The sequence below is a fragment of the Asanoa sp. NPDC050611 genome, assembly GCF_040654855.1.
GTDB lineage: Bacteria > Actinomycetota > Actinomycetes > Mycobacteriales > Micromonosporaceae > Asanoa.
The window spans coordinates 1-10,659 of the sequence record NZ_JBFAIU010000270.1; the positions used below are offsets into that span (position 1 = coordinate 1).

The window sequence follows — 10,659 nt, forward strand, 5'->3', positions numbered from 1 at the left end:
CCGTGATCGACCAACTGCAGGCCGCCATGGAGCGGATCGTCAACGGCGTGGCCGCGACCGGCCGGGTGACCGCGCTGGCCGCTGTCGGCGTCAGCGGCTACCTCCTCGTCAAGGACCTCGGCCGGCCCGAGCGGTTCCTCAACATGCTCCGGGTGGCCAAGCCGACGTCGCCGATGTCGATGGGCACCTGGATCCTCAGCGCGTTCGGCACGGCCGCGGGAGTGGCGGCGGTCGCCGAGGCCGCGCCCTGGCTGCCCCGCGACGGCGCGGTCGGCCTGGCCGCCCGCGCGCTGCCGGCCGCGGGCCGGATCGGTGGCCTCGCCGCCGCGGCGACCGCGCCCGCCCTGGCCACCTACACGGCGGTGCTGCTGGCCGACACCGCGACGCCGTCCTGGAACGCGGCGTACCCCCGGCTCCCGTACGTCTTCGCCGGCAGCGCGCTGGCCAGCGGCGGCGCGGCCGGCCTGATCGGCGCCCCGCCGCACGAGGCCGGCCCGGCCCGGGCGCTCGCGGTGGCCGGCGCCGCCCTGGAGCTGACCGCCACCCACGGCGTCGAGCACCGGATGGGGCTGCTCAGCGAGCCCTACCGGACGGGCAAGGCGGGTCGCCTGCTGCGCGCCGCCCGGTTGCTGACCGCCGCCGGCGCCACCGCCGCGGTGCTGGGCGCCCGCAGCCGCGTGGTGTCGGCACTGGCCGGCGCGGCGTTGCTGGCGGGCTCGGCGGCCACCCGGTTCGGCGTCTTCGAGGCGGGCAAGGCCTCCGCCAGGGATCCGAAATACACGGTGGTGCCGCAGCGCGAGCGCCTCGCCGCCCGTGGGGACGCCTGACCGGATGGGTCACGACCACCAGCCCGCACCGCGGGCGCCCCGCCGTTTGCGCATCATCCTGGCCGCCGTGCTCGTGCCGGCGTTCCTCGCCACGGGGATCGCCACCGTGCTGCTCTGGCCGGGCGCGGTGCCGAAGGCCGACGAGACCGACCCGGTGCCGCGCTTCCACGCGACCGTCACCCAGGTGGTGTCGCAGGCATGCCCGCCGACGCCCGAAGGCCCGGCGGACCCAGGCCCCTGCGGCACGGCGACCGTCACGCTGGACTCGGGCCCCGACAAGGGGCAGACCCGCGAGACGGAGCTGCCGTCCGGCCCCGGCTCGCCGTCGGTCGACGTCGGTGACGAGGTGATCGTCACGCCGCTGACCTCGGCCGAGGACCCGGACGCGACCGTCTACACGATCGCCGACCACCAGCGCGGCTCGCCGCTGCTCTGGCTCGTCGTGGCGTTCGCCGTCGCGATCGTGGTGTTCGGCCGCTGGCGCGGGCTGGCCGCCCTCGCCGGGCTCGCGGTCAGCTTCGCGGTGCTGCTTGGCTTCGTCCTGCCGGCGATACTGGACGGCGGCCCTCCGCTGCCGATCGCGGTGGTCGGCGCCGCGTTGATCATGTTCGTGGTGCTCTACCTGACGCACGGGATCAGCGCGCAGACGTCGGTCGCCGTGCTCGGCACGCTGGCCAGTCTGGTGCTCGCGGGTGCGGTCGGCACGCTGGCGATCTCCCTGACCCACCTCACCGGGTACGGCGACGAGAACGCGATCACCCTGTCCCTGCTGCACGGCGACGTGGACCTGCACGGCCTGCTGCTGGCCGGCATCATCATCGGCTCCCTCGGCGTGCTCGACGACGTCACCGTGACCCAGGCCGCGACGGTCGGCGAGCTGGCGCGGGCGAACCCGGCGCTGAGCCGGCGCGAGCTCTACCGGGGCGGCACGCGGGTCGGGCGGGCGCACATCGCGTCGACGGTCAACACCATCGTCCTGGCGTACGCCGGTGCGTCCCTGCCCGTCCTCCTGCTCGTGGTCGCGGGCGGGCGCGGGGTCGGCGAGGTGTTGACGACGGAGTTCATCGCCCAGGAGATCGTCCGGAGCGTGGTGGGCACGCTGGGGCTGATCGCCGCGGTGCCGATCACGACGGCCCTGGCCGCGTTCGTGGCGACGGCCGCGCACCGGCCCGCGCGGGCGCCGCGCCCGCCGAAGCCGCGCGCCGACCGGTCCGAGGTGCTGGCGGCACTGGCCGCCGACGAAGAGGCCCGGTGAACGAGGGCCTGGACCACGTCGTCCACGAGGTCAATGGCGAGCTGATCGTGCGGTTCGACAAGGAGCTCGACCCGGTGCGGCGGGCTTCGTCGATCGAGCGGGAGGCCCGGCTGCTCGCGGCCGTCGCGGAGATCTCGCCGGTGCCGGTGCCCGAACCGGTGTTCGTGCTGGCCGAGCGGGGTTACCTCGGCTACTTCAAGCTGCCCGGCGTGCCGCTGCTGGAGCTGCCGCGGGCGAGCTGGTCGGCACACGGTCCGACGGTTGCCGCCACCCTCCTCGACGTGCTCGCCGCGGTGCGGGACGCGCCCGCGGGGCGGTGGTCCGGCCTGGTCGAGGTCGACGTCGAGCCGCTGGCCGGCTGGCTCGCCGAGGCGGCGGAGACCTACGACCTCGTCGCCCGGGAGGTGCCGGCCGCGCACCGCGGAGCGGTCGAGGCGTTCCTGCGCGCCGCGCCGCCGCCCGACCCGCGGGAAACCGTGTTCTCCCACAACGACCTCGGCATCGAGCACGTGCTCGTCGACCCGGCGACCTGCGCGGTGACCGGGATCATCGACTGGAGTGACGCGGCGCTCGTCGACCCGGCGTACGACCTCGCCCTGCTCCTTCGCGACCTGGGGCCGGCCGCGCTGGGTGACCTGCCGGTCGGCGACCGCGCCGTCTTCTACGCGAGGTGCAAGCTGCTCGAGGACCTGGCGTACGGCCTCGAGAGCGGCCGCGCGGCGTACGTCGAGAAGTCGCACGCCGCGCTCGCCTGGCTCTTCTGACGGTTCACCAGGGCAGCGGGCCGTGGTGGTCCGAGAAGGTGCCGGTCGGGCTGTATCGGCTTCAGTGGCCGATCGCCACTACCGCGCGGTGGTGCCGGGGAGCTTCGGCCTCGTCCACGACGGCGAGGGCCAGGTCGGCGTACGGGAAGAGCCCGTCACCGGCCGGCAGCACCTGGCCGGCACCGGTGCGGTAGTGCCCGGTCCCGGCCGAGGCGTCGTCGAGCAGCGTGGGCGGCGGCACGAGCAGCACCCAGTCGAGCCGCTCGTCGGCGGCGCGCAGCACCTCGATCTGGGCCGCGTGGGCGCGCGAGAAGTCCCGGTATTCGGCCGGGAAGTCCGCGGTGTCGTGCATCGGCACGCCGGGCGCCACCTCCAGCGCGGTGCCGACGCCGATCCCGACGAGGCGCGGCACGCCCGCCTCGACCAGCCCGCCTGTCAGCGCGCGGGCCGCCGCGGTGAAGAAGTCCGGGACGCCGACCAGCGCGGCCGCGTGCACCGCGGCGTCGTGCCCCTTCGCCAGCGCCGCCACCGCGGCGGGGTCGGTCACGTCGCCGGACACGAGCGTGCCGCCGAGGTCCGGGTAGCGGCTGACGTCCCGGACGACCGAGGTGACACGGTGGCCACGGCGCACGGCCTCGGCGACCACCCGCCGGCCGGCCCGTCCGCCGGCACCGAAAACGATGATGCTGTCCATGGCCGGGGACGGTAGCTCGCGGGGTGCCGGTTACTTCAACGAAACTGGCTACTGTGGGTGCTGTGACCCGACCACTCGACCTGGACCTGTTCGCCGGGTGTGAACAAGACACCCGGCCGATGATCCGCATCGGCGACAAGTGGACGACGAAGCTCCTCGTCTGCCTGCGCGACGGCCCGCGCCGGTTCGGCGAGCTGTCGCGCCCGCTGCGCGGCATCACCCCGAAGGTGCTCACGGAGTCATTGCGCGCGATGGAACGCGACGGCCTGGTGACCCGCACCGAGTTCGCGGAGAATCCGCCGCGCGTCGAGTACGCGCTGACCCCGTTCGGCCGCACGCTGCTCGAGCCGCTGGCGGCCATCTGCGCCTGGACCGCCCAGCACGGGCCGACCCTGAAGGAGGTCCGCGCCGCTAGCTGAGGCGGGCGTGGGCCAGCGCCGACAACCCCAGTGGGCGCAGGGCGTCGGCGCGCTCCCAGGTCTCGGGCGGCACCGTCGCGCGGGCGTCCGGCTGGGCGGTCACTTTCCAACCTCGCGCCGTCAGCAGGTCGGCGACCTCGGCCGGCGCGAAGGTCGAGCGCCAGGGTTCGCCGTCCGCGGCGGCGACCGCGCCGACCTGCCGGGCGTAGTCGTTGCCCGCCGCGTCGCGCAGCTCCGGCGGGAGCATGTGGTCGAACACCAGCTCCGAGCCGGGGGCGAGGGTGTCGGCGAGCATCGCCACGGTGCGGGCCACCTCGTCCGGTGCCAGGTACATGACCACGCCCAGCCAGCTCACGAACGTCGGCCGGGAGCGGTCGAAGGCGGGCAGCGGGTCGCCGGCGGCGAGGTCGACCGGCACGAAGGTGACCGCGCCGGTGTCGAGGCCCGCGGCCGACAGGGCCGCCTGCTTGGCCGCCGACGTGGCCGGGTGGTCCAGCTCGAAGACCGGCGTGCCGGGCAGGTCGAGGCGGTAGGGGGAGCTGTCGAAGCCGGCGCCGAGCACGACGTAGCGCGATGGTCCACGATGGACAAAAGCCGTCAGGGCGCGTTCGGTGTACGCCGAACGGAGCACCGTCTGGGCACGGGCGCCGGCCAGGATCGGGTGGTCGCCGTGTGCGCGGTGGTAGGCGACCAGCTCGTCGGCGCGGTCGCCGAGCAGCGGCTCGGCCAGGTGGTCGTCGAGGATGCGCGGCTCGCCGTCGACGATGCGGTGGGCGGCGCGGGCGGCGGCGGCGAGGAGGGCGGTCTGCGAGGTCTGCACGCCCGGAAGGCTAGCCGCCAATGCGGACATCATAGCACAAAAAGGAATCTATTTCAAGACCCGTCCGGGTCGGTGGGCGTCAGCAGAGCGGCCACCTCGGGCCGGTCGAAGTAGCGGGCCCAGTCGCCGGGCGTCGCGCCGAACCGGGTGTCCCGCACCGTCGGGTCCGCGCCACGGGCCAGCAGGTCCCGCACCAACGCGATGTCGCCCGTCTCGGCGGCCGCGTGCAGCGCCGTCTCCCAGGGATCCTCCCGTGGCACGTCGGTGCGGCCCAGTGCGTCCACCGGCCAACCGGCGTCCAGCAACAGCCCGACCGCGCCGGGGCGGCCGTGCGCGGCGGCCCACACGGCCAGGCCGGGCCGGTCCGCCCGCAGCGACGCGACCTCAGCGGGGTGCGCGGCCCGCAGGGCGTCGCAGGTCGCACGGTCCGCCACGAGCGCGGCCGCCATGAACGCCTCCGCCGGTGACAGGGCCGGCACCGGCACACCGAGCGCCGCGACCAGCTCCGGGTAGCCGGACGTCAACGCCAGCACGGCCGGCACCACACCGTCCTCGAACGGTGCGGTCACGTCGACGTCGTGCACGGCCAGCAGGCGCACGCGGTCGGTCATCCCGTGCGTCACCGCCCACCGGAGCTGGTAACGGAGCAGCGCCGCGTCGTTCAGCCCGAACGCGAACAGCAGCTCGAGGTGGCTGTCGTCCGCGCGGAACATCCGGTTGTAGAGCGCCTGCCCGTCGTTCGGGTCGGCACCCGCGTCGAGCAGCACCCGGGCCAGCGCGGTCGCGTGCGGATGCGGCGGCTGCCCGCGCTCGCCGCCGCCGAACGCACCGGTCAGCGCCGTGAACGGCGGGTCGAGCCCACGCCAGTGGAAGCGGGCGTTCGGGTCGGCGCCGGCCGCCAGCAGCAGCCGGGCGGTGGCCAGCACGGCGGCCTCGTCGAGCGCCGGGTCGTGCCGCGCGTAGCAGAGATAGAGCAGGGGTGGCCAGTCGTGCGGGCCGCCGGCCCGGTTGGCCAGCGCCGGGTCCGCATCGAGCAACGCGCGCAGCGCGTCCACATCGGACGCGGCGGCGGCGACGTAGGCGGAGTGGCGGGGGAGCGACGGATCGTCGGCCAGGATCCGCGCGGCCGCGGCGGCCCGCCGCGGCGCCTCGTCGTCCTCCTCGGCGTACGAGAGGCAGGCCAGCCGGAGATAGGCATCGGAGTGCGGCTGCACCGCTCCAACCTAACGGAGCTAAGGTCGCTGACGTGACCAGCACCGCCCCTGATCTGGTGACCGGCGCGGAGATCGCGCGCGTCGCCGACCTGATCCGACCGCACGTGCGGGAAACCCCCGTGCTCCTCGCCGACCGGGCCGACTTCGGCCTGGCGCCCGGCCCGATCGCCTTCAAGCTGGAGTTCCTCCAGCACTCCGGCTCGTTCAAGGCCCGCGGGGCGTTCGCCAACCTGCTGCTCCGCGACGTCCCACAGGCCGGGATCGTGGCGGCGTCCGGCGGCAACCACGGCGCGGCCGCCGCGTACGCCGCCCGTGCCCTCGGTGTCCGCGCCCACGTCTTCGTGCCGACCGTCTCGTCGCCGGCCAAGATCGCCCGGATCCGGGGCTATGGCGCCGAACTGGTGATCGAGGGTGACGCCTACAACGACGCGCTGGCGGCCAGCGAGCGGTTCCGGGCCACCTCCGGCGCGCTGCGGCTGCACGCGTTCGACGAGATCGAGACCATGCTCGGCACCGGCACGATCGCCGTCGAGGTCGCCCGGCAACTGCCCGGCCACCGCACCACGCTGCTGGCCGCGGTCGGCGGAGGTGGGCTGCTCGGCGGCCTGGTCGCCGGCCACGACGGCCCCGTGATCGGCGTCGAGCCGACCGGTGCGCCGACGCTGCGCCGCGCTCTCGACGCCGGTGGGCCCGTCGACGCGCCCGTGGGCAGCGTGGCGATCGACTCGCTGGCGCCGCTGCGGATCGGCGTCAACACGTACCCCGTGATCGCCGGCGGTGTCCGCGACGTGCTGCTGGTCGAGGACGAGGACATCCGCGCCGCGCAGCGCGCCCTCTGGGAGACGCTGCGGGTGGTGGTCGAGCCAGGCGGCGCGACCGCGTTCGCGTCGCTGCTCAGCGGCCGCTACACGCCCGCGGCCGACGAGGTGCCGGTCTTCGTGCTCAGCGGCGCCAACACCACGGCGGTCGACCTCACCTAGGGACCAGGTTGCCCCGCATCAGCCAGGTTGGGCCCTCGGCGTACTGGCTGGCCTCGGCGAAGAACGCGCCGAAGTACGGCCCCTTGGCGTGGGTGTCGAAGGCGGCGGCGTCCGCGTAGACCTCGTTGAGGTAGAACACGTCCGGGTTCTCCTCGTCGGCGATCACCTCGAACCGCTGCGACCCGGGCTCGTGGGCGAGCGAGTCCCGCGCGGTCTTCTTGGCCGCCCGGACGAAGTCGTCGCGGTGGTCGGACTCGACCTTGAAAGAAACGAGGAACTGGTACATCGGGACAACCCCCTTCATCCGAGGTTCAATCACTGAACTACCCGAGCCTAGCACCGGTGGTTCAGTGATTGAACCGGAACGCGCTAGAATCGGGGACATGGCCCTGCCCAGCACGTACGCGGACCCCAACTGCTCTCTCGCCCGCGCCCTGGAGATCGTCGGCGAGCGGTGGTCGCTGCTGATCGTCCGCGACGCGTTCTACGGCGTGCGCCGGTTCGGTGACTTCGCCACCCAGCTCGGCATCCCGCGCGCGAGCCTGAACAGCAGGCTCAAGTCCCTCGTCGAGGAGGGCGTGCTCGCCCGGGAGACGGACGCCGGCGGCGCCATCGAGTACCAGCTCACCGACAAGGGCGTCGCGCTGTGGCCGGCCGTCCGCGCACTGATGGCCTGGGGAGACGAGTTCTATTCGCCCAACGGCGCCAAGCGCGCCCTCCGTCACGATCAGGACGGCGGCCCGCTCGACGCCGGCGGCCGGTGCGCGACGTGCGGTGCGGTCATCCCGGTCCCCGAGATCCAGATCGCCCCCGGCCCGGGCTTCGAGGCGTCCGGCCCGGCGAAGGACCCGGTCTCCGCGGTGCTGAACACCCCACGCCGCCTGCTCCAGCCGATCTAGCGCACCTCGAGCGTCACGCCGTCGGCCCGACGTGGCACCAGTGAGCCGACCACGGGCCAGCCCGGCAGCTCGCCCGCGACCAGGAGGCCGCCGGAGGTCTGTGCGTCGGCCAGGAGCAGCAGCTCGTCCTCGTCGACCGGGCCCGCGTCCAGGTGGGGGCGCACCCAGTCGAGGTTGCGCCGGGTGCCGCCGCTGACATAGCCCGCCGCCAGCGCGTCGCGGGCGCCGTCCAGATAGGGCACCGCCGCCGCGTCCAGGCGGGCCGTGACGCCGCTGGCCCGCGCGAGCTTGTGCAGGTGGCCGAGCAGCCCGAAGCCCGTCACGTCCGTCGCGCACACCGCGCCCGCCTTCAGGGCCGCCGAGGCCGCGTCCCGGTTGAGCGTCGTCATCGCCGCCACCGCTTCCGGAAAGACCTCCCCGGTCTGCTTGTGCCGGCTGTTCAGCACGCCGATGCCGAGTGGCTTGGTCAGGGTCAGCGGCACACCGGGCACGCCGGCGTCGTTGCGCATCAGCGCGCCCGGGTCGGCCAGGCCCGTCACCGCCATCCCGTACTTGGGTTCCGGGTCGTCCACGCTGTGCCCGCCGGCGACGTGACAACCCGCCTCGCGGGCCACGTCGAGGCCGCCGGCCAGGACCTGGGCCGCCAGCTCCATCGGCAGCACGTCGCGCGGCCAGCCGAGCAGGTTCACGGCCACCACCGGGGTGCCGCCCATCGCGTACACGTCGGACAGTGCGTTGGCCGCCGCCACCCGGCCCCAGTCGTAGGGGTCGTCCTGCACGGGCGTGAAGAAGTCCGCGGTGGCGACGACGGCGGTGTCGCCGGAGATCCGGACCACCGCGGCGTCGTCGCCGTCGTCGAGCCCGACCAGCAGCTCGCCCGGCCCGTCCGGTGGTGTGCCGCCGACGAGGCCGGCCACCACGCTCTCCAGCTCGCCGGGTGGGATCTTGCAGGCGCAGCCGCCGCCGTGCGCGTACTGGGTCAGCCGGTAGGTCATGCCGACAATCCTGCCCCGGCGGTGGCAGAGTTGCGTGGTGCACGTCGTCGCCACGGCGGGTCATGTCGACCACGGCAAGTCGACACTGGTCCGCGCGCTCACCGGAATGGAGCCCGACCGCTGGGCCGAGGAGCGGCGCCGCGGCATGACCATCGACCTCGGGTACGCCTGGACCGACCTGCCCTCGGGCGCCACGCTCGCGTTCGTCGACGTGCCCGGCCACGAGCGCTTCGTGCCCAACATGCTGGCCGGCGTCGGCCCGGTGCCGGCCGCGATGCTGGTCGTCGCCGCCGACGAGGGCTGGAAGCCGCAGTCCGCCGAGCACCTGGCCGCCCTGGACGCGCTCGGCGTCACCCACGGCCTGCTGGTGGTCACCCGGTCCGACCTCGCGGACCCCGCGGCCGCCGCCGCGCAGGCCACGGTCGAGATCGCCCGCAGCTCGCTCGGCACCGTCGAGGCGGTCGCGGTCAGCGGCGCGACGGGTGCCGGCCTCGACGACCTGCGCGCGGCCCTCGACCGGCTGGTCGCCGGGCTGCCACCGGCCGACCCGGCCGCGCCCGTGCGGCTCTGGGTCGACCGTGCGTTCACCATCCAGGGCAGCGGCACGGTGGTCACCGGCACGCTCGGCGCGGGCACGCTGCGCTCCGGCGACACGCTGGCCCTGGGCGATCGCGAGGTGCGGGTCAAGGGCCTGCAGTCCCTCGGTCACGCCGCCGACCAGGTGGCGGCGGTGGCCCGGGTCGCGGTCAACCTGCGCAACGTGCCCAAGGACGCGGTCGGCCGCGGCGACGCCCTGCTCACCCCGGGCGCGTTCCGGCACACCGCGCTCGTCGACGTGCGGGTGCACGGCGACCCGGTCGCCGACCTGCCGGCCGAGCTGGTGTTCCACGTCGGCTCGGCGGCGGTCACCGCGGCGGTCCGGCCGCTCGGCAAGGACACCGCCCGGCTGCGGCTGCGGCGCCCGCTGCCGCTGCGGATCGGCGACCACGCGCTGCTCCGGGACCCGGGCCGGCATCACGTGGCCGGCGGCGTCACCGTGCTCGACCCGCTGCCACCGGGCCTGCGCCGCCGGGGTGCGGCCGCGACCCGCGCCACCGAACTGGCCACCATGGACGGACGCCCCGACGCGGCCGACGAGCTGCGCCGCCGCGGCCTGCTGACGGGCGCCGACCTGCGCACGCTGGGCGCCCCGGCGGGCGGCGAGCAGCCCGTCGCCGGCGACTGGCACGCCGATCCGGAACTGTGGGCGACCCTGGGCAGGCGGCTGGCGAGCGAGGTCGACCGCTACGCGGCGGCGCACCCGCTCGAGCCCGGCATGCCGGTCGAGGCTCTGCGCCGCAAGCTCGGCCTGCCCGACCGCGCGCTCGTCGAAGCGCTCGTCGCCCCGCCGCTGACCACCCGCGACGGCCGCGTCGTGCGCCCGGGCGGCCCGGCCGTGCCGCCACCGATCCAGCAGGCGCTCGACCAGCTCGACCGCGACCTGCTGGACCGTCCGTTCCACGCGCCCGAGGCCGACCGTCTGCGCGCCCTCGGCCTCGGCCCGCGCGAGCTGGCGGCCGCCGTCCGCGCCGGCGCCCTGGTGAAGATCGCCGACGGCATCGTCCTCCCGCCGACATCGGTTTCCCGGGCCGCCGAGGTGCTGCGGGAGCTGCCGCAGCCGTTCACGCTCAGCCAGGCCCGCCAGGCCCTGGACACCACCCGGCGCGTCGCCGTACCCCTGCTGGAACTGCTCGATCGTCGCGGTGCGACCCGGCGAGCGGCCGACGACCGGCGGACCGTGGTGCGCTGAGGT

12 protein-coding genes are annotated in these 10,659 nt (G+C 75.1%); 7 read left to right on the top strand and 5 right to left on the bottom strand.

Going from position 1 to position 10,659, the window contains the following annotated elements; all coding sequences use genetic code 11:
- The 3 genes from nrfD to AB0H87_RS30820 all read left to right on the top strand — a co-directional run.
- Window positions 1-827: NrfD/PsrC family molybdoenzyme membrane anchor subunit (gene nrfD / locus AB0H87_RS30810; protein WP_360153423.1), on the top strand; the 827-nt coding region annotated here is incomplete at its 5' end.
- A gap of 4 nt (window positions 828-831) precedes the next feature.
- Entirely contained in the window at window positions 832-2,082 is a 1,251-nt protein-coding gene (locus tag AB0H87_RS30815; RefSeq protein WP_360153426.1) for a YibE/F family protein, read from the top strand.
- Window positions 2,079-2,846, top strand: a complete 768-nt coding sequence (locus tag AB0H87_RS30820) for an aminoglycoside phosphotransferase family protein (RefSeq protein ID WP_360153429.1) — start codon at window positions 2,079-2,081, stop codon at window positions 2,844-2,846. The genes AB0H87_RS30815 and AB0H87_RS30820 overlap by 4 nt, the downstream gene beginning before the upstream one ends.
- A 61-nt stretch (window positions 2,847-2,907) precedes the next feature.
- On the opposite strand, the gene AB0H87_RS30825 is transcribed toward AB0H87_RS30820, so the two are convergent.
- The gene (locus AB0H87_RS30825) at window positions 2,908-3,540 is read right to left on the bottom strand and encodes an NAD(P)H-binding protein (protein ID WP_360153432.1); all 633 of its coding nucleotides are present in this window, start codon (window positions 3,538-3,540) and stop codon (window positions 2,908-2,910) included.
- A gap of 62 nt (window positions 3,541-3,602) precedes the next feature.
- Here AB0H87_RS30825 and AB0H87_RS30830 point away from each other — a divergent pair, with 62 nt between their 5' ends.
- Window positions 3,603-3,959: a helix-turn-helix domain-containing protein gene (locus AB0H87_RS30830; RefSeq protein WP_360153435.1), complete on the top strand. Its 357-nt coding sequence runs from the start codon at window positions 3,603-3,605 to the stop codon at window positions 3,957-3,959.
- Here AB0H87_RS30830 and AB0H87_RS30835 read toward each other — a convergent pair.
- Window positions 3,952-4,779 (bottom strand): SAM-dependent methyltransferase, encoded by an 828-nt coding sequence (locus tag AB0H87_RS30835; protein WP_360153438.1) that lies wholly within the window; start codon window positions 4,777-4,779, stop codon window positions 3,952-3,954. The genes AB0H87_RS30830 and AB0H87_RS30835 overlap by 8 nt on opposite strands.
- A gap of 53 nt (window positions 4,780-4,832) precedes the next feature.
- Window positions 4,833-5,993: an ankyrin repeat domain-containing protein gene (locus AB0H87_RS30840; RefSeq protein WP_360153441.1), complete on the bottom strand. Its 1,161-nt coding sequence runs from the start codon at window positions 5,991-5,993 to the stop codon at window positions 4,833-4,835.
- Between the two features lie 32 nt (window positions 5,994-6,025).
- Between AB0H87_RS30840 and AB0H87_RS30845 the strand changes: the two genes are divergently transcribed.
- Window positions 6,026-6,973, top strand: coding sequence for a serine/threonine dehydratase (locus tag AB0H87_RS30845; protein WP_360153444.1), 948 nt, complete (start codon window positions 6,026-6,028; stop codon window positions 6,971-6,973).
- Here the strand turns inward: AB0H87_RS30845 and AB0H87_RS30850 are convergent.
- On the bottom strand, window positions 6,966-7,259 hold the full coding sequence (locus tag AB0H87_RS30850; RefSeq protein ID WP_360153447.1) for a putative quinol monooxygenase: 294 nt from the start codon (window positions 7,257-7,259) through the stop codon (window positions 6,966-6,968). The two genes, AB0H87_RS30845 and AB0H87_RS30850, sit on opposite strands and share 8 nt — an antisense overlap.
- Window positions 7,260-7,356: 97 nt before the next feature.
- Between AB0H87_RS30850 and AB0H87_RS30855 the strand changes: the two genes are divergently transcribed.
- Window positions 7,357-7,872 carry a helix-turn-helix domain-containing protein gene (locus AB0H87_RS30855; protein WP_360153450.1) on the top strand — a complete coding sequence of 172 codons (516 nt, stop codon included), beginning with the start codon at window positions 7,357-7,359 and terminating at the stop codon, window positions 7,870-7,872.
- On the opposite strand, the gene selD is transcribed toward AB0H87_RS30855, so the two are convergent.
- Window positions 7,869-8,867: a selenide, water dikinase SelD gene (gene selD, locus AB0H87_RS30860; RefSeq protein ID WP_360153453.1), complete on the bottom strand. Its 999-nt coding sequence runs from the start codon at window positions 8,865-8,867 to the stop codon at window positions 7,869-7,871. The genes AB0H87_RS30855 and selD overlap by 4 nt on opposite strands.
- Window positions 8,868-8,904: 37 nt before the next feature.
- Between selD and selB the strand changes: the two genes are divergently transcribed.
- Window positions 8,905-10,656, top strand: a complete 1,752-nt coding sequence (selB, locus tag AB0H87_RS30865) for a selenocysteine-specific translation elongation factor (RefSeq protein WP_360153456.1) — start codon at window positions 8,905-8,907, stop codon at window positions 10,654-10,656.
- Window positions 10,657-10,659: the final 3 nt, after the last annotated feature.